Genomic DNA, 18,147 nt, shown 5'->3' on the forward strand with positions numbered 1-18,147 from the left:
CCCCAGCCCCAGCCCCAGCCCCAGCCCCAGCCCCAGCCCCAGCCCGCCGGTGCCCGGGCCGTTCACGCCGAGCCCGCCCCGCCCCAGTTCTCCGACCGAATCAGTGCCGAGCCCGCCTCCGACCCAGGCGATGCCGGACGCGTCGAACACCAGCCTGGCTCATCCGACCGTCTCGCCCACGCGTCCTCCCACCGCGTTCGAGGGCCGCGCGGATGGCCTCCGGAACATCCAGCGCCGGGAGAGCAGCCCATCCGGGTTCGCAGGCCGGACCGGCGCCGGTGGCCAGACCTCCACCGCGTCCCCCACCGCCACCGGTTCAAGCACCACGGCTTCGCCGACCGCTGCCCCGATCACCGCCCCCACAACCACCACGCCCATGACCACCACGCCCATGACCATCCCGCCCACAACCACCGCGCCCCTGATCACCGCGAGCCCGGCCACACCGAGCCCGGCCACACCGAGATCCGCCACGACGAGCCCGGCCACGACGAGCCCGGCCTCAGCGACATCATCACCCAGCACGGCATCGACTGGCCCAGCCGCCCGGACCGCCCCGGCGTCGGCAGGCGCTGTCTCGCCCGCTGCGGCCACCGCTCCCCTGACCGTCGCAAGGTCGGCTGCCACGGCCTCGACAGCCGTAGGCCCGCCCGCCACGAGTTCGCCGTCTTCTGCCCCGACCATCGTGCCCCTGATCGTCGCGAGGTCCGCGACCAAGGCTTTGAGTGCCGCAGGCTGGTCTCCCACCGCCCAGACCGCCGCACCCGTGGCCGCTGCGGCTCCGGGCCCACCCAGCGCGGCCCCCACCTCCCCAGGTCCGCCGACCGCCAGCCCGACCGGCGCGAGTCCGGCGGCCACCGCCGCCCCCGCGAGCCCGGCCACCCCGGCTTCCGGAACTGCGTCCCCTGCGCCCCTGATCGCCGCGCCCGCGATCACGGTGTCCGCGCGCGCGGCCGCCACCTCGACAGCTTCGCCTTCTACGCCCTTGACCTCTGTGCCCGCCACGGCCTCCGCGATCCCGAACACCGCGCCGACAACCCCGTTTGCCGGAAGCCCCGCCACGGCCTCGCTCCGGAGCCAGCCCGCGTCCCAGGGCATCGGTCCGGTGTTCCGCCGCGTGCTGCCGATCCTCCCCGACCGCCCCCTGACGCCCAGGCTGACAGCGCCACCCGCGCCGGAAAAGGCAAGCGCGCCAGCACTTGTCCGTCCCCGGTGGTCTCCGCCCCAGGCTGACGCTCCCCATGAGCCCTCAGTGCGGCGCGCCACCTCCACAAGCCCCACAGCAGCCCCGTCCTCAGCCGTGTCACAAGCGCGGCCGCTTTCCGTGACCGCGCCAGTGATCCAAGCGCGGGGCCTCCCGTCCGCGCCATCGCGGCAGGCGCCCATCGCCCCGCGCGCCGTCGAACCGCCGCAGCGGCCTTCCCCATCGGCGTCGCAGGAGCGCAAGCCAGACGCGAAACGGCCGCGAGACGAGCTTGACCTCGACGAGTTGGCCCGGAGTTTGTTGGAACCGGTCAGCAGGCTGTTGCGCGCGGAACTGCGCCACGGCAGGGAACGCGCCGGACGTCCGCATGACCGCAGTCGGTGAGCAGAGGAGCGAGCCATGACCGACACCGTGTTCGCCAGCACCGTTTTCTTCCAGCTGTCCATCGCGGGCAACGACCTCGGGGCGTTCCACACCTGTTCGGGGATGGGCGCGCAGATGGAGGTCGAGCAGTTCGCGGAAGGGGGGAACAACGGGTTCGCCTGGCAACTGCCGACCCGGATCACGTGGTCGAACATCACCATGACCCGGCCGGTGACGGCGGCGTCGGTGAAGGTCGTGCGGTGGATGACCGAGGTGATCGAGCGGGTGGAGCGCAAGAACGGCGAGATCGTCGCGCTCACCCCTGATCTCACGCCGATCACCCGGTGGCAGGTGCTGGGCATCGTCCCGGTGCGGTGGCAGGGGCCCTCGTTCGACCCGGCCGACTCGGCCGCCGCGGTGGAGACGTTGGAGTTCGCCCACGAGGGTCTGCGGGCGTCCTGAGAAAGGGGAGCACGGTGGCGATGACTTCGGGGGCAGGCCTGGCCCGCGCGCAGCTCACGATCATGGAGCCGCCCGCGAAGGTCGGCGCGAAGCCGGGCGCGCAGATCGCCCGTGTCCCGTTTCAGTTCAACCCCAACACGTTGGCGTTGACCAAGAGCACGGAGTGGCGGCGCAAGCCGTCGCGGATGGCCAGTCAGTCCGCGCTTCCCGAGTTCGTCGGCAGCGGGCCGCGGTCGCTGTCGCTGGAGGTGTTCCTGGACGCGACCGCGACGCACGACAATTCCGTTGAGCGCAAGGTGGAGCAGCTCATGCTGGCGTGTGTGCCGACGCCGCGCAGCCTGGCGAACAAGAAGCCCGCGAGCCCGTGGATCCGATTCGAGTGGGGCACGTCGAAGACGACCTCGTTCGACGGGGTCCTGTCCAGCTTCTCGGTCAACTACTCCCTGTTCGACGTCGATGGAAAACCCTTGCGCGCCACCTGTTCCCTGGCGATCGAGGAAGCCAGCGCGGACGCGCCGGGGCAGAATCCCACGTCCGGGTCGCGGGTGGCGCGCCGCACGCACCGGGTCGTCGCCGGGGACAGCCTGCCGCAGCTCGCGTGGCGCGAGTACGGCGACGCCACCGCGTGGCGGCTCATCGCCGAGGCCAACGGCATCGACGACCCGCTGGTGCTGGTCCCGGGCGCGGAGCTGCTGGTCCCCTCGGCCGACGAGGACGGCGCCTGGTGACCGCCGCGGCGCTCTCGGCCCGGTCGTACTCGGCGTATCCGCTGATCGAGGCGCCCGGTGCGCTGCCGAAGCCGTGGATCACCCAGCTGGTGAGCTGTGTCGTGGACGAGAACGTGGGCCTGCCCGACACCGCCGTCCTCACGTTCCGCGACCCTGACCACGAGTTCCTTACCGCGACCGGCATCACGATCGGCACGGTCCTGCGGATCTCGGTCACCACCGCGTCCGGCAAAGCGCAGGAGGTGCTGTTCGAGGGCGAGGTGACCGCGCTGGAGTTGGACGCGGACCCGACCGGCTCGTTCACCGTGGTGCGCGGATTCACCAAGGCGCACCGGCTTTTCCGTGGCCGCAAGGTCGAGGCGTTCCGCAACATGACCGCCGCGGACATCGTGCGCAAGGTGGCCAGGGGCGCGGGCCTGTCCGTCGGCCGAATCCAGGCCGGGACGGTCACTTACACGCAGCTGACCCAAGCTGGGGTTTCGGACTGGGAGTTCCTGCGGAGCCTCGCCCAGGAGCACGGCGCGATCGTGCGTGTGGACGGGAAAGGCCGGATCGAGTTCAGCAAACCGGAGCCCGCGGCGACGGCCCCGCCGCCGGGCACCCCGTCGCTGCGCAACCCGTTCGTGCTGGAGTACGGGCGCAACCTGATGTCCCTGCGGGCGTCGCTGACCAGCGCCGACCAGGTGGGCGCGGTCGAGGTGCGCGGGTGGGACGTGGCGACGAAGAAAGCGTTGGTGGCCGTGGAGCCCGCTGTCACCAGCACCACGGTCGCCCCCGGGTTGCCCGCGGCCAAGGTCGGCGCGGTGTTCGGGGCCCGCGCCCGGATGCTGGTCGCCGACGCTCCGTATGGCACCCAGGCCGAGACGGCGGCGGCGGCCCGGTCGCTGGCCTCCGCGGTGAGCGCCGGATTCGGCGAGATCGAGGCCGTCGTGGAGGGAAACCCGCTGTTGCGCGCGGGCGTGCCGGTGGCGCTGGGCAACGCGGGTCCGGCGTTTTCCGGGAAATACACGGCAAGCGCGGTGCGGCACGTGCTCGAACCCGGCGGCGGATACCGGACCACGGTCATGGTCAGCGCGTCGCCCGACCGCTCGCTGGCGGGCCTGGTGACCGGCGGCAACGCGCCCGCCCGCAGCCAGAAGATGCCCGGTCTCGCGATCGGGATCGTCACCGACATCAAGGAAGTGGGCAAGGCCGAGCGCGGCTGGGTCAAGCTGCGGTTCCCGTGGCTGGACGACAACTACGTGACCGACTGGGTGCGCACCGTGCAGCTGGGCGGGCATGGCGGCGGCGGGGTGTTCAGCCCCGAGGTCAACGACGAGGTGCTGGTCGGGTTCGAGCAGGGCAGCCTGGACCGGCCGTATGTCCTCGGTGGTCTCTACAACGGCGTCGACAGTCCATCACCGCACGACGTTCCGTTGGTGGACCGCAGAAGCGGCCGGGTCAACCGCCGGTCCCTGGTGTCGCGCAAGGGAAACCGGATCGAGCTGCTGGACGGGACCACGGCGTCGGGCGTGCGGATCGCCAGCGGCGACAAGCGCTTGGCGATCCACATCGATGAGACCACCGGGACGATCGAGGTCACCGTGCGGGCCAGGGGCGGCGGCCGGGTGCTCAGCGCCGTCACGCTCACCGACCGGGGCATCACCCTCGACGCCAAGCGCGGCGACCTGACGCTCAAGGGGCGGTCGGTGTCGGTCGAGGGCACCGCGTCGGTGTCCGTCGACGGCGGGGCGCAGGCCGTGCTCAAGGGCCGGATCGTCCGGATCAACTGAACCACCAGGCACATGAAGGAGTAGGACATGCCCGCCGCGGCTCGACTGGGAGACAAGACCTCGCACGGGGGCGCCATCGGCCCGCCTCCTGCGTCGGCGGCGGCCGTGGTGTCGACCGTGCTGATCGGCGGCAAACCCGCCGCCGTCGTCGGCAGCACGCACATCTGCGTCGTGCCGCCGCACGCCGCCCTCGGCCCGGCGAACGTGGTCACGCCCCGGCCCGCGGCGACCGGGCTGGTGTTGATCGGCGGACTGCCCGCGGCCAAGGCGGGCGACAGCACCACCTGCCAGGCGACCATCCTCTTGGGAGAGATGACCGTCCAGATAGGAGGTGCGCTGTGAGCGAGCGGTTCATCGGTCGGGGCTGGGCTTTCCCGCTGCGGGTCGGCCCGACCGGCGGAATCGGGATGGTGGAACGGGAACAGGAAATCGAGGAGGCGATCCGCCTGGTGCTGGGCACCGCGCCCGGTGAGCGGCCGATGCGCCCGGAGTTCGGCTGCGGCATCCACGAGCACGTGTTCGCCTCCGCCGACGGCGCCACCGCGGGCCGCGTCGCCTACGAGGTCCGCGCCGCGCTCGACCGGTGGGAGCCCCGCATCGAGACCACGGACGTGCTCGTCGCGTTCGACGCCGTCGACGTCGGGACTCTCTACATCGATGTGCGCTACACGGTGCGGTCCACCAACGACCAGCGCAACCTCGTCTTCCCCTTCTACACCATCCCCTCCGACGGGAGCGACTGATGGTGCTCCCCGCGCCCAACCTGGACGACCGCCGCTTCCAGCACCTGGTGGACGAGGCCAAGCGGTACGTGCAGCAACGGTGTCCGGAATGGACGGACCACAACGTCTCCGATCCCGGCGTCACCCTGATCGAGACGTTCGCGCACATGGTCGACCAACTCGTCTACCGGCTCAACCGCGTGCCGGACAAGAACTACATCGCGTTCCTCGACCTGCTGGGCGTGCGGCTGTTCCCGCCGGCGGCGGCCAAAGCGGAGGTCACCTTCTGGCTTTCCGCCCCGCAGCCGGAAACCGTGGCCCTGCCGAGGGGAACCGAGGTGGCGACCGCGCGGACGGACAACGCCGAGGCGGTGGTGTTCGCGACCGTCGACGAGTTGCCGGTTCCGCCCTGCGCGCTGGAAAGGCTGGTGACCCGCTCGGCGGGCGGCGAGCACGCCGACCGCACCAAGGATCTGGACGCGGGCAAGGACGTTCCCTGTTTCCAGCCCGCGCCGGTCGCGGGCGATGTGACGCTGTTCGGGCTGTCCGCCGCCGTGCCGCGCTGCGTGGTGGTGCTGCGGCTGGACAGCCGGGTCGAGGGCATCGGCGTCGACCCCCGGCAGCCGCCGCTGGTGTGGGAGGCCTGGGACGGGCAGGGCTGGGCGCGGTGCGCCGCCGACGAGGACAGCACCGGCGGGCTCAACCGGCCGGGCGAGGTGGTGCTGCACGTTCCCCCGGGGCACACCACGTCCGTCATCGCGGGCAACCGCGCGGGCTGGTTGCGCTGCCGGGTGACGGAACCGGAGCCGGGGCAGCCGTTCTACAGCGAGTCGCCGACCGTGCGGGTCGCCGAGGCGTTCACCATCGGCGCCACCACGACCGTCGAGCACGCCGAGACCGTGACCGACGTGCCGCTGGGCGAGTCCGCTGGCGTGCCGGGGCAGCGGTTCGCCCTGGCCAGGACCCCGGTCCTGCTCGACGGCGCGCCGATCGTCGTCCGGGTGTCCACTGTGGATGGCTGGGTGGACTGGACGGTGGTGGAGCACTTCGGCGCGTCCGGCCCGGACGACCGGCACGTCGTGCTGGACGCGACCAGCGGCGAGGTGCTGTTCCCGCCCGCCGTGCGCGAAGCGGACGGGAGGTTGCGCCAGTACGGGGCGGTGCCTGCCAAGGGCGCCGTCGTCCAGGTGCCGCGCTACCGCACCGGCGGCGGCCGCGCGGGCAACGTCGCGCGCGGCGCGATTTCCGTGCTGCGCAGCTCGGTTCCGTACGTGGCCACAGTGGAGAACCGGGAGGCCGCGGTCGGCGGGGTGGACGGGGAGACCGTCGAAGAGGCGAAACTGCGTGCTCCCAACCAGTTGCGGTTGCAGGAGCGGGCGGTGACGGCCGAGGACTACGAGCAGATCGCCCGGCTGGCCGCGCCGTCGGCAGCCCGCGTCCGGTGCCTGCCGGTGGACGGTGAGCCGGGGGCGGCGCGGGTGCTGGTCGTGCCGGAGGTCGTCGCCGATCGCGGGGATCGGCTGCGGTTCGAGCAGTTGGCGCCCGCGGCGGAGATGCTCGCCTCGATCGCGCGGCGGCTGGACGAGCGGCGGCTGCTGGGCACCCGCCTGGTCGTGGAACCCCCGGACTACCAGGGCGTCACGGTCGTCGCGCGGCTCGTGGCGAGCACGGCGGCCAACGAGGTGCGTGAGGCCGCGCTCGACGCGCTTTACCGGTACCTCAACCCGTTGCGCGGTGGCCCAGAGGGAATCGGCTGGCAGTTCGGACGACCGGTGCAGTTCGGCGAGGTGTTCGCGGTGCTGCAACAGGTTCCTGGAGTGGGTCTGGTGGAGGAGGTGCGGTTGTTTCCCGCCAACCCGCTGACCGGCGAACGCGGGGGACTGGTCGAACGCGTCGATGTGGCCGCCAACGCGCTCGTGTTCTCCCACCAGCACCAGGTCGTGGTCACACTCGCGGCGGGGCCGTCGTGAGGGCCGCGCTGCCGGGCCTGGCGAGCAGGCACCCGCTCGGTGGCCTGCTCCCGGCCATGTACGCCGGGGACGAGTTCACCCAGCGCTTCACCGGCGGCCTCGACGCCGTGCTGTCGGCGATCGTGTCCACAATGGACAATCTGCCGGGCTACCTCGACCCGCGCCTGGCCCCGGACGACTTCCTGTCCTGGCTCGCGTCCTGGGTCGCCACCCGCCTTGACCCCGCCTGGCCGGAGCCGCTGCGGCGCGTGGTGGTCGGCCGCGCCGTCGAACTGCACCGCTGGCGCGGCACGGCCCGCGGCCTGGTCGAGCGGCTTGAGCTGTCCCTGGGCGTGCGCGCGCAGGTGCTCGACGGTCCCGGCGCGGCCTGGTCGCGCACCCCCGGGACGCCGCTGCCCGGCGCGGCGGTGGACACGGTCGTCGTGCGGGTGTGGCCGGGCCGGTCCGGCGAGGTCGACCGAGCCCGGGTGGCCGCGCTGGTCGCCGCGGCTTGCCCGGTGCACGTGGCCTGCGCGGTCGAGGTGCTGACCGAGGCGCCGGAGGGAGGAGCCTGATGTCGTTGTCGTGCCCGCAATGCGGCGCCCCCGTCCAGGCCACCGACGACTTCTGCGGCAACTGCGGCACCTACCTCGGCTGGCTCAAGGACGCACCCCCTGCCCCAGGCACGCGCGAGGCGGCGGACGCGGCAGGCACTCGACCAGCGGCGCACGCGCAGGAAAACAGCGGGCATGAGGAAACCGGCGACCGGGACGGACCAGACCCGGGCGACGACAGGGCGAGCGGGCAGGGCGACGCGCGCGCGGTGGGGCAACGGGACGGTGACGCGGGGCCGAAATCGCCTGTGTCGGACGCTGTCGCGGGCTCCGCGGAGCGGGGATCCGGCACCGCGGACGAGCGCCCAAGGAGAGATCTCGCGGCGGCGGGGGACACCCAGTTCGGGCCGGTGCAGCCGGGGTTGCCAGTCGCCCGGCGACCGTTGCCCAGTTCGTCTGCCGAGGCCGTGGTCGAAGGGCCGCCTTGTCCGGTGTGCGGCACCGCGAATCCGCCGGGCAGGCGGTTCTGTCGGCGCTGCGCGGCTCCGCTGGGGTCGGACGGCGGCGCCGAGGACGGGCCGTCGCGACGGCGGTGGCGGTGGCGGGGCGACGGCTCGCGGTGGCTGCGGCGGCTGGTCGCGCTGATCGTGGTCGCGGTCCTGGTGGTCGCGGGGTTCCTGCTGTTTCCGCACGTCAAGGGGCTGGTCGAGGACCTTCGGGACCGGACGGCCACCCCGGCGCCGATCGGTCCCACGGGCACGACGGCGACCGCCGAGGTGCCCGGTCACCCGGCCGCCGCGGCGGCGGACGGGCTGTCCAACCGGTACTGGGGCGCCCCGGCCGTCGGGGACGCCGTCGAGTTCGGCTTCGCCGGGCCGTTTCGGCTGTTGACCGTCGTGGTGCACGCGGGGGCGTCGACGAAGGAAGAGGACTTCTTCGCCCAGGCCCGGCCCGCCGCGCTGGACCTGGTGCTGACCTCAGCGGACGGCGCCACCCGGACGGTGCCGGTCCCGCTGGCCGACCAGCCCGGGCCGCAGCGCACCGACCTCGGGGTCAGCGACGTGGTGCGGGTCCGCGTGGTCGTGCGCGCCGCCGTCGGGCTGGGCGCGGGCAGGCACGTCGCGCTGGGCGAGGTGGAGTTCTTCATGCGTCCTTGACCGGCGGCGGTTCGGCGCGGTCGGCCGTCGGGTAGGTGCCGAAGGCGGCGCGGAAGGCGCGGGTGAAGGCCGCGTGGTGGGTGAAGCCCCAGCGGGCGGCGATCTGGTTGACCGGAACCGCGCGCAAGGCGGGGTCCCTGAGGTCGCGGCGGGCGTGTTCGAGGCGCTGTTGGCGAATCCAGGCCATCACCGTGACGCCGTCGAGTTGGAACAGACGGTGCAGATAGCTGGTGGAGATGTGGTGGGCGGCGGCGATCACGGCCGGGGTGAGCTTCGGGTCGTGCAGGTGCTGGCGGATGAAGGCGCGGACGCGCATAACCAGGACGCGCTGGTGGCTTTCCGGCGACAGGCGGTCGTTCGCGTCGAGGATGTGCGCGAACACCGCGGACATCAGGTCGATCAGGACCGCGCCCAGGCGGGGCCCGTCGGCTGGCTGGTATGTGCTCGCGTCCTCGGCCAGTCGGGTGACGAAGCCCGCGAACAGGGCGCCCACCCCGTCCCGGCCTGACATCAGCCGTCCCACGACCTGGTCGGCCTTGGTCCTCGGCAGCGGCAGCAGCACCTTGGGGACCTTGACGCCGACGCTCTCGATCATGTCCTGCTCGTCGTCCACCCAGACCGAGCAGGGCCGCGAAGAGTTGTTGCAGTGCAGGTCGTAGTCGCGGTACTCGGCCTCGTGGTCGTCCCAGGTCGCGCCGCCTCTCCCGCGCGTGACCAGGGCGAGGTGGTACATCTCCGGGTCGGACTGGCGGATGAGCTTGGGAGTGCGCCGGAAAACCAGCGGCTGGTAGGCCGCGGTCAGCACCGACACCGGACCGAACCGCAGAATGCGTTGGCTCGCCCGGAAATCGGCGCTGTGCGCGCTGACCAGGTCCATCGGCGCGTGCATCCGGCGCAGGTTGTCGCGCCAGTACTCGAACCGGTCCTCGGCGGGCACGTCCGCGGTCCGGATCACCGTCTCGATCATGTATTTCCCCCTTGGGTGTCTCGATGCGGACGATAGTGGATAGCCGTGGGCAAGGCCGCGAGGTGTCGCGGTGAATGTCGATGTGGACTCCGGATCAAAGAGTTGTGCACTCGGTGTCAAGTGCTCGGCGCGGTCTCTCCGGCATACTTGGGAGTAGCGTTACCGACGGGTATGACCTGGTCGGGCGAGTCCGCGGGGTAGGCGCCCGCGCGCAGCCGACCGAAAGCGGTTCCGCTTCGTCGCTTTGGGGGACTTTTCTTGCTTTTCCCGAGGAAACAGAGGTACAAACAGCGGCGTGCCCACATTAATTCTCGCCCGGCTGCTCACCGTTGTCGCATTGGCCGGTGTTTTCCTTGTGGATTCCGGGCAGCGGGCGAACGCGGCGTGGGCGCCGGGGCCGCAGCGGTACGGGGTGGGCAAACAGGGCGAGGTCCCGGTGACGATGTCCGACGGCACCGTCCTGCGGGCCGACGTGTACTACCCGACCGACGAGACCGGCGCCCCGGCCCCCGGGCGCTTTCCGGTGGTGCTGAGCCAAACCCCGTACGGCGCGCTGGCCGAGGCCGCGCCGGGCCTGAGCGACCCGGACGCGGGCGCCCTGACCCTGATCGGCGGCGGTGACACCTACCTGGTGCGGCGCGGGTACGTCAACGTCGTCGCCGACGTGCGCGGCACCGGCGGCTCGCAGGGCACCTGGGACTTCCTCGGCCCGCGCGAGGCCGAGGACGGCGCGGCGCTCGTCCGCTGGGCCGCCGGGCTGCCGATGTCCAACGGCGTCGTGGGTCTGACCGGATCGTCCTACATGGCCATCAACCAGTTCTTCACCCTGGCCGCGCTCGGCCCGGATTCACCGGTGCGGGCGCTGTTTCCGGTCATGCCGAGCCTCGATCCCTTCCGCGACATGGTGTTCCCGGGCGGCACGTTCGGCCTCGGCTCCAACGCGGTCTACCTGGGCCTCACCGCGCTCATGCACCTGGTCAACGCGGGCACCGCGGGCAACCCGGACCTGGCCCAGGTGTTGGTCGACCGGGTCGCGGGCCTGTTGTCCTTCCACGCCAAGGTGATCCTCAACGGCGCGACCGACGGCGACCTGGCCTACGACGGCCCGTTCTGGCAGGCGCGCAGCACCCGCGCGGTCCTACCCGACGTCGTCCGAACCGGCGTGCCGATCCAGTTGGTCGGCGGTTGGGACGACGTCTTCGCCCGCGGCCAACTCCACCTCTACAGCGACCTGCAATCCCTCGCGGCAGGCGGCCGAACCGGGGAGCCGATGCGGCCCGACCGCCCCGCGGACCCGCGCTACCGCCTGCTGATGGGGCAGTGGCACCACGTCACCGTCGGCGCCGGTGTCGACCTCGACGCGCTGCGGCTGCAATGGTTCGACCACTGGCTCAAGGGCATCGACACCGGGATCAGCGGTCCCCCCATGCGTCTGGCCGAGATCGGCGGCGACCGCTGGGTCGGGGCCACCCACTTCCCGTTCCCCCAAGCCCACCCCACACCCCTGCACCTGCGCGAGGCCGGTGGCCTCACCCGGGAACGCGCCCCCGTCCACCGCGCCGACCTGCTCGTCCACTCCCCACTCGGCGTCCCCTGCAACCGCGGCCTCGACCAGTCGACCGCGGGCGGCCTCATCGTGGCACTGCGGGCACTGGGACTACCGGAACCCTGCGCGGGCAACGACAATCTCAGCCAGCTCCCACCGCTGGCCACGACCTACACCACAGCGCCGTTCACCGAGCCGACCGTGCTCGCGGGCCCGATCGCGGCCACCGTCCACGCCACCTCCACCCGCCCGGACACCCAGCTCACCGTCACCGTCTCCGACATCGCCCCCAACGGCGCCTCCACCCCCCTGACGTCCGGCTCCCTCGCGGGCACACACCGCGCGGTCGACCCCACCCGCAGCTGGCTCGCCCCGGACGGCAACTACCTGCTGCCGTTCCACCCGTACACCCGGGAAGCGGCCACACCCGTCCCGGTGGGCGCTTTGGTCCGCCATGACATCGAGATCGCGCCCACTTTCGCCAGACTGGAGCCGGGGCACCGCCTGCGGATCACAGTGTCCACAACAGACACACCGCGCCTGCTGCCGCTGCCGAAACCCCTGCTGAACCAACTAGGCGGCCTCTACGGCATCCACCACGGCCCGACCGTTCCGTCCCTGATCGAGATCCCCCTGGCCCCGGCATCGGCGTTCTCCGGCTGACACCTACACCAGCGCGGGCATCAAGACGTCGGCTTCATCGAAGAAGCCTTGGACCGTGGGTGAGTCCTTGTGTGGGGTGAGGCGGTTTCGCAGGTCGGTGACGGCGTCCACCGAGCGGCTTGACTTGACGGTGGCGGCGAGCTTGGTGGCTGTCCGGGCCGCTGTCGCGGCGGCTTCCAGATCGTGGGCCGCCAGTGCCGCGCGGGCAAGGGTCGCGTGGGCGAAGGCACTGCGCCGCGCGCGGTTCTGTTTGGCGGCGTCCTCGGCGGACTCGCGTGCGAAGGCGGCGGCTTCGGTGGGGCGTTCCAGGTCGCGGAAGGCGTTGGCGTATTCGCCAGTGAGGTAGGCGGTGTCGATGAAGCGTGCCCACTCGGGTTCGTTCGCTGGGTCGGACTTCTCGAAAGCCTGCTCGGACAGGAGGATGCTGTTGGTGCTGGCCTTGCTGTCGCCCATCGCGGCTTCGCCGAGAGCTTGCAGGGCGAGCAAGTCTGCCAGGCAGGCGGGCGAGTGGCCCCGGTTCAGTGCGGCGACGCCGGTCTTGGCCAGCCGGACGCCTTGGTCGGGGTGGCCGGTGGCGGTGGCCTGGTTTGACAGGCCCGCGAGGATGTGCGCGCCGAGTTCGACTTCTTTGGCGGCTTCGGCCAAGCGGAGAGCCTGGATGAGGTAGCGCTGCGCCAGCGGGTGTTCTCGGTTGTCGAAGGTCATCCAGCCCAGTAGGTAGAGCTGTTCGCTCGCGGCTGCGAACAGCTCGCGGCCCGTGTCGGTGTCGGGGTTGTTGTTTCGGAGCAGCGGCACGACTGTCTGTTCGAGGTAGGCGGTGAGCTGTTGGCGGGCGTACCCGCCGCCGCGCATGACGTCGAGTTCCTGGAAGACCGCGAAGGTTCGCCGAATGGCCGCGACTTGCGCCGAACCCACCTTGCCTCGAGCCTGGGTGGCGGTTTCATCCAGAGTGGCGATGAGCCAATCATGGCTGGGGGCCAGCGAAGCCGCCACGCTGAACACCGCGCCGGTGAGGAACTGCCTTCGCTCCATGTCACTTCTCCCGAGTTCGGCTACGACGTCAACGGTAGTGGTTATCGACGCGGAGTAAACGAGTCCCAGGTTCGCTCGGCCGGGCGTCGTGCCGCTGCTGTCCGTGGCTCTGACCATGTCGGGGGTGCTCGACGGCTCTTGCCCGGTGCCGTCCGTCAGCAAGTTCTCCAGCTCTCGGTGGTCGATCCCGAGCAGGGTCGCCAACTTCGGCCGCAAGTGGGGCAGTGGTTCCCGGCGGCCCGCTCCCCGACCACTGCCCCGGATCGTGGCGGCGATCCCGTTCGGCGCTGGATGCCCAGCCACTGACGCCAAGCTGGGAGCCGATCGGATGCCGCACACCACCATCGCCCAAGCCGACGCCCTGACCCGCCAACCGGAGTTGTGCGACGTGCTGGCCGCCCGGGATGACGGGTGGGTTTTCCACTCGCTCAGTGAGAACGACCGCGTGCTCGGTGTCGCGGCCAGTCGTGGTCAAGTGGGGCATACCGATGTGGTCTTCGTTTTCGGCGCGGGGTGGGTGCTCGGAATGCGGGTGGCGCCGGATGCGGGCGGCGGCATCGTCTGGGCGAAGCAGGGCACTGGCGGCGCCGAGGTTTGTCGGGGAACTCGTGGCCGTTCCCGCTTCGGGAGAGCCTGGGGCGCCGCCGTCGGATTTCCCCGCGAGCGCGCTGTTGGCACCGGAGCCCCGCTGGGCCACGGGAGCAACGGTGGGTGGTGGAGCATGAGCGGACGGAGCGCGGGCCGGGCTGGTCGTCCCGTACATCGCCACGTGGAGCGCGGAAGAGTGCGCTGACAGTCCGCCGATCGTGGAACGCGGGGGCGGGATTGCTTATGCGGACGAACTTCTCGGCGGCCCAGCGCTGCGACAGGGGCACATTCTTCTGCGCGCGGGATCGTTCGCTCTCTACGGGGTGGACGGTCTCCGTTACCGGACCGGCCGTCCCGCTCCTGTTCCCATCGACCACCACGTGGTGTCCTTCGCCGACCCCGCGATCCGCTGGACTCTCGCTTCCAAGCTGGTCCGGGAACTGGGCGACTACACCGTTGTTGACCTTTATGGACAGTCTTAGCTGTCCAGGCCCAGTTGGTGCCGGATGGCGTCGGTGTCTTGGAGTGCCCAGTGTTCGACGATCTTGCCGTCGCGGACTCGGATCATGTCCATGCTGTGCACCGCGTAGTGCTTGCCGGTGGCGGTGTGGGTGCCGCGGCTGGTGTAGCGGTTGACGGAGATGTCGCCCGCGGTGACGTTCTGCTCGATGGTGACCGAGGTGTCGTGGAAGCTGTTGTCCGCCGCCATCGCGGTTTCCCACTTGCGGCGCCAGGCGTCGATCCCGTGGTGGTCGCCGTCGGAGCCGCCGCGGTGGTCGATGACGTCGGGGTCGACCAGGGCGAGGGCTGGGGCCAGTTCGCCGGTGGCGAGGGCTTGCGGGTGCATCTCGACTATTCGCCGGTGGACTTCCGCCGCGCTGAGCATGCTCTCCTCCTAACCGGGGAAGTCCCCGTTTAGGTACTCTAAGCGGAGGTGTCTCCGGTTGGCAAGGGAGTGCGGTGCGGGCGGACGCGCGGAGGAACCGTGAGCGGCTGTTGGCCGCCGCGCGGAAAGTGTTCGATGAGCGGGGAATCGACGCGGCGCTCGACGAGGTGGCGCGGCGGGCCGGGATCGGCAACGCCACCCTGTACCGGCATTTTCCGACCCGGCGGGACCTGATCGTCGCGGTGTACGCCGACGAGGTCGCCGACCTGTGCGGCCGGGGGGAGGCGTTGCTCGCCGCCGACTCGCCCGGTGCGGCGCTGGCGGAGTGGCTGCGGCTGTTCGTGTCCCACGTGGCCGCCAAGCGTGAACTGGCACTGGCCATCGAGGGGGAGCGCTCCGCTCTGTTCGAGCAGTGGCACCGCGCGGTGAGCGACACCGCGGCCGCTCTGCTGGCCAGGGCGCGGCGCGACGGCGCGGCTCGGGACGACGTGGACGTGGCGGACCTGGTGGCGCTGGCGACCGGGATCGCGGTGGTCGACCCCGGCGGGGAGCGGACCGAGGCGCTGCTGTCCTTGGTGCGCCTTGGTCTCGCGCCCCGGTGATCAACAGTCCATCTGGGCCGTTGGGGAACGTCACTCCTTCGCCGCGCGCTTTGCAGGCGGGATTCACCGGGAGTTACCCCGCGCCGCTACCCTGGCGGACGACACGCGGGGGAGGTCTCGGTGGAGTTCAGACATCTCGTCTCGTTTCTCGCCATCGCCGACGAACTGCATTTCGGACGTGCCGCCGCCCGGCTGCACCTGACTCAGCCGTCGCTGAGCCAGCAGCTTCAGCGGTTGGAGCGGACGCTGGGTGTGGAGCTGGTGGCGCGCACGTCCCACGAGGTACGGCTGACCTCGGCCGGTCGCGCCTTCGAGATCGAGGCGCGGGCGATCGTCGCGCAGATGGACAAGGCCGCGCACACCGCGCGGGAGGCGGCGGCCGGGCGCACCGGGACGATCACCGTGGGCTACAACTTCCCGGCCGGGCAGCACATTCTGCCCGCGACGCTGGCGCGGATGCACGCGGAGTACCCCGATGTGACCGTCGCGCTGGAGGAGAAGCGCACCGGTCCGCAGCTGGCCGCGTTAGCCGACGGCGCGCTGGACGTGGCGCTGGTCTACGGCCGGCCGATGACCTCGGACTTCCACTACCGGCGGCTGTTGCAGCTGCCGATGGTGGCGGTGGTCGGCCAGGGGCACAAGTGGGCCAACCGCCCGGGGGTGCCGTTCGCCGAGCTGGCCCGGCAGCCGTGCATCCTGTTCGACCGGGAGACGTGCCCGGCGATGTACGACGCGATCCTGTCCGCCGTCGAGCGCACCGGCATCATGCTCAACGTCGTGCACAAGCTCGACGACCCGGGCGCCACCTCGATCCTGGTGTCCATCAAGCCGCTGATCGGCTTCGCGTCCGCATCGCGCGGGATGCTGGTCGGGTCAGTGGCGGGCGGGGTGCGGCCGGTGGCGGTGCAGCTTTACGACCCGGTGCCCACCGTCGACCTCTACGCGGTGTGGCGGGGGTCGAGCACCAACCCGCTGGCTGAGGCGTTCCTCAACTGCCTTGAGGCGGTGGGGCCGTTCCAGAATCCGTCCTTCGGCCGCGCCGACGCGCGCCCGGCGCGATAGGATATTCCAACCGGCCGATCGTCTCGCGTGTGTTGCCCCAGCGCCGTGGCATCCCGAGAATCAATTCACGTGAATATACCGACATTCTCCGGGACGACGAATTCCGACATTTCCCTGTTAAGCACATCGTTCTCCGGCAGTGGGGTCGAACTGCCGAGTGACGCCGGTCTCTTCTTTGTTCTCGGCGAGGGTGTCGAGAAGTACCCTGGTCGGCCAGCGCTGAGCCGGAAAAACGGCGCGGAATGGCAGGACATCGGTTACCCCGAATTCACCGAGCACGTGCTGGCGGTGGCGAGTGTGCTGCTCGGCCACGGTGTCGCGTCCGGCGACCGGGTCGCGGTGTTCGGCCGTACCGCCTACGAATGGGCGGTCGCCGATTTCGCCGCGCTGGCCATCGGCGCGGTGACCGTGCCGATCTACCCGACCGCGTCCGACGCCCAGATCCGGCACGTCCTCGACGACAGCGGCGCCCGGGTCTGCTTCGCCGAGACCGCCGAGTTCGCCGACCGGCTGACGGCGGCGGGTGCCTCGCGGGTGTGGCTGTTCGCCGAGGTCGAGGGTATGCGGGCGCAGGTTGCGCACCCCGACCTGGACGCGCGGGTGGCCGCCGTCCGGGCCGACGACCTCGCCACGATCGTGTACACCAGTGGGACCACGGGCCTGCCCAAGGGCTGCATACTCACCCACCGCAACATGTACGCGTCCTCGGCGAACACCGTCGAGCAGACCGACTGGCTTTTCCGCACCGCGGTCGAAGGGAGCGACGAACAGGCCGCGACGCTGCTGTGCCTGCCGCTCTCGCACGTGTTCGGCCGCACGATCCTGCTGTCGTGCCTGGTCGCGGGCACCCGCACCGGTCTGGTCGCGGGAGTGCCGGAAATGCTGCCTGAGCTGCCCGTGTTCCGGCCGACGTTCCTGGCCCTGGTGCCCTACGCGCTGGAGAAGATCCGCAAGCGGGCCCGCGCGCTGGTGGACCCGGCCGCCGAGGAGACCGCGATCGAGCTTGGCCTGGCGGTCGCCCGGGGCGTGCCGGTCGAGCCCGCGCTCAGCGAGGCGCACGCGGCGCTGGACGCCACGGTGTTCCAACGGGTGCGCGACTCCTTCGGCGGCCGGTTCCGCTACGTGATCTCCGGCGGCGCGTCGCTGGACGACAGCACCGCGGGCTTCTACGCGGGCATGGGCGTGCGGATCCTGAACTGCTACGGGCTTACCGAGGCCGCGACAGCGGTGACTGTCAACGAGACGGTAAGCAACCGGCTGGGCAGTGTCGGCAGGCCGATCCCGGGCACCACGATCGCCATCGCCGAAGACGGTGAACTGCTGGTGCGCGGCCCCAACGTCTCGCCCGGCTACTGGCCCGACCCCAGCTCGGACGGCCCATGGCTGCGCACCGGCGACCTGGGTGCCATCGATGAGGACGGCTTCCTCTACATCACCGGGCGGCGCAAGGAGCTGCTGGTCACCAGCGGCGGCAAGAACGTGGCCCCCACCCCGCTCGAAGACCGGGTGCGGCTGCACCCGCTGGTGAGCAACTGCATGGTCATCGGCGACAACCGGTCGTACGTCACCGCGCTGATCACCCTGGACGAGCCCGCGCTGCGGCAGTGGGCCGCCGAGCACGGGCTCAGCTTCGATGACCCCGCCTGGCGCGAGGACCCCCGGCTGCTGGCCGAGGTCCAGGTCGCCGTGGACGACGCCAACGGGCTGGTGTCCCGCGCCGAGTCGATCCGCAGGTTCCGCCTGCTCCCGGTGGACTTCACCGTCGCCGACGGGCACCTGACCCCGTCGATGAAGCTGCGGCGCGCGGCCATCGAGGCGGCCTTCGCCGAGGACGTCGCCGCCCTCTATTGATCTGTCCGGCACGTGAATACCGGCGCAACGGGAAGAGAA

The 18,147-nt window shown here is 71.3% G+C and carries 17 protein-coding genes; 13 read left to right on the forward strand and 4 right to left on the reverse strand.

The features are described 5' to 3' along the window. Positions 1 to 159: 159 nt before the first annotated feature. Positions 160 to 1,098, reverse strand: coding sequence for a hypothetical protein (locus BLS56_RS19970; protein ID WP_091453194.1), 939 nt, complete (start codon positions 1,096 to 1,098; stop codon positions 160 to 162). A 505-nt stretch (positions 1,099 to 1,603) separates the two neighbouring features. Here BLS56_RS19970 and BLS56_RS19975 point away from each other — a divergent pair. From BLS56_RS19975 to BLS56_RS20010, 8 genes are read left to right on the forward strand one after another with little or no spacing between them, the layout of a single operon-like run. Beyond that, a complete protein-coding gene (locus BLS56_RS19975; protein ID WP_091453199.1) occupies positions 1,604 to 2,029 on the forward strand; it encodes a phage tail protein in 426 nt (141 codons plus the stop codon). Between the two features lie 20 nt (positions 2,030 to 2,049). Then, on the forward strand, positions 2,050 to 2,757 hold the full coding sequence (locus tag BLS56_RS19980) for a CIS tube protein (RefSeq protein ID WP_091453201.1): 708 nt from the start codon (positions 2,050 to 2,052) through the stop codon (positions 2,755 to 2,757). Further along, positions 2,754 to 4,529: a VgrG-related protein gene (locus tag BLS56_RS19985; protein WP_091453203.1), complete on the forward strand. Its 1,776-nt coding sequence runs from the start codon at positions 2,754 to 2,756 to the stop codon at positions 4,527 to 4,529. Before BLS56_RS19980 ends, BLS56_RS19985 begins: the two co-directional genes overlap by 4 nt. Positions 4,530 to 4,556: 27 nt before the next feature. Beyond that, a complete protein-coding gene (locus tag BLS56_RS19990) occupies positions 4,557 to 4,871 on the forward strand; it encodes a PAAR domain-containing protein (RefSeq protein ID WP_091453206.1) in 315 nt (104 codons plus the stop codon). After that, positions 4,868 to 5,272, forward strand: coding sequence for a GPW/gp25 family protein (locus tag BLS56_RS19995; protein WP_091453208.1), 405 nt, complete (start codon positions 4,868 to 4,870; stop codon positions 5,270 to 5,272). Before BLS56_RS19990 ends, BLS56_RS19995 begins: the two co-directional genes overlap by 4 nt. Further along, positions 5,272 to 7,221, forward strand: coding sequence for a putative baseplate assembly protein (locus BLS56_RS20000; RefSeq protein ID WP_091453210.1), 1,950 nt, complete (start codon positions 5,272 to 5,274; stop codon positions 7,219 to 7,221). The genes BLS56_RS19995 and BLS56_RS20000 overlap by 1 nt, the downstream gene beginning before the upstream one ends. Further along, entirely contained in the window at positions 7,218 to 7,775 is a 558-nt protein-coding gene (locus BLS56_RS20005) for a phage tail protein (RefSeq protein WP_228771785.1), read from the forward strand. The genes BLS56_RS20000 and BLS56_RS20005 overlap by 4 nt, the downstream gene beginning before the upstream one ends. Then, positions 7,775 to 8,911 (forward strand): zinc-ribbon domain-containing protein, encoded by a 1,137-nt coding sequence (locus BLS56_RS20010; protein WP_228771786.1) that lies wholly within the window; start codon positions 7,775 to 7,777, stop codon positions 8,909 to 8,911. The genes BLS56_RS20005 and BLS56_RS20010 overlap by 1 nt, the downstream gene beginning before the upstream one ends. On the opposite strand, the gene BLS56_RS20015 is transcribed toward BLS56_RS20010, so the two are convergent. Next, positions 8,898 to 9,878, reverse strand: coding sequence for a helix-turn-helix domain-containing protein (locus tag BLS56_RS20015; protein ID WP_091453213.1), 981 nt, complete (start codon positions 9,876 to 9,878; stop codon positions 8,898 to 8,900). The genes BLS56_RS20010 and BLS56_RS20015 overlap by 14 nt on opposite strands. 295 nt (positions 9,879 to 10,173) lie before the next feature. Here BLS56_RS20015 and BLS56_RS20020 point away from each other — a divergent pair, with 295 nt between their 5' ends. Continuing rightward, on the forward strand, positions 10,174 to 12,087 hold the full coding sequence (locus BLS56_RS20020; RefSeq protein WP_139190832.1) for a CocE/NonD family hydrolase: 1,914 nt from the start codon (positions 10,174 to 10,176) through the stop codon (positions 12,085 to 12,087). A gap of 3 nt (positions 12,088 to 12,090) precedes the next feature. Here BLS56_RS20020 and BLS56_RS20025 read toward each other — a convergent pair whose 3' ends face one another. Beyond that, positions 12,091 to 13,119, reverse strand: coding sequence for a hypothetical protein (locus BLS56_RS20025; RefSeq protein ID WP_139190834.1), 1,029 nt, complete (start codon positions 13,117 to 13,119; stop codon positions 12,091 to 12,093). An 806-nt stretch (positions 13,120 to 13,925) separates the two neighbouring features. Here BLS56_RS20025 and BLS56_RS30750 point away from each other — a divergent pair. Beyond that, positions 13,926 to 14,189, forward strand: coding sequence for a hypothetical protein (locus BLS56_RS30750; protein WP_228771787.1), 264 nt, complete (start codon positions 13,926 to 13,928; stop codon positions 14,187 to 14,189). Here the strand turns inward: BLS56_RS30750 and BLS56_RS20030 are convergent. Continuing rightward, positions 14,186 to 14,593, reverse strand: coding sequence for an ester cyclase (locus BLS56_RS20030; RefSeq protein ID WP_091453222.1), 408 nt, complete (start codon positions 14,591 to 14,593; stop codon positions 14,186 to 14,188). The two genes, BLS56_RS30750 and BLS56_RS20030, sit on opposite strands and share 4 nt — an antisense overlap. 74 nt (positions 14,594 to 14,667) lie before the next feature. On the opposite strand from BLS56_RS20030, the gene BLS56_RS20035 reads away from it, so the two are divergent. The 3 genes from BLS56_RS20035 to BLS56_RS20045 all read left to right on the forward strand — a co-directional run bounded on the left by BLS56_RS20035 (position 14,668) and on the right by BLS56_RS20045 (position 18,108). Next, positions 14,668 to 15,195, forward strand: a complete 528-nt coding sequence (locus BLS56_RS20035) for a TetR/AcrR family transcriptional regulator (RefSeq protein WP_091453225.1) — start codon at positions 14,668 to 14,670, stop codon at positions 15,193 to 15,195. Between the two features lie 120 nt (positions 15,196 to 15,315). Then, positions 15,316 to 16,257 carry a LysR family transcriptional regulator gene (locus BLS56_RS20040; protein WP_091453226.1) on the forward strand — a complete coding sequence of 314 codons (942 nt, stop codon included), beginning with the start codon at positions 15,316 to 15,318 and terminating at the stop codon, positions 16,255 to 16,257. 69 nt (positions 16,258 to 16,326) lie between these two features. Then, complete coding sequence (locus BLS56_RS20045; RefSeq protein WP_228771788.1) at positions 16,327 to 18,108, forward strand: AMP-dependent synthetase/ligase; 1,782 nt, start codon at positions 16,327 to 16,329, stop codon at positions 18,106 to 18,108. Positions 18,109 to 18,147: the final 39 nt, after the last annotated feature.

It is taken from the genome of Actinokineospora iranica (assembly GCF_900101685.1).
GTDB lineage: Bacteria > Actinomycetota > Actinomycetes > Mycobacteriales > Pseudonocardiaceae > Actinokineospora > Actinokineospora iranica.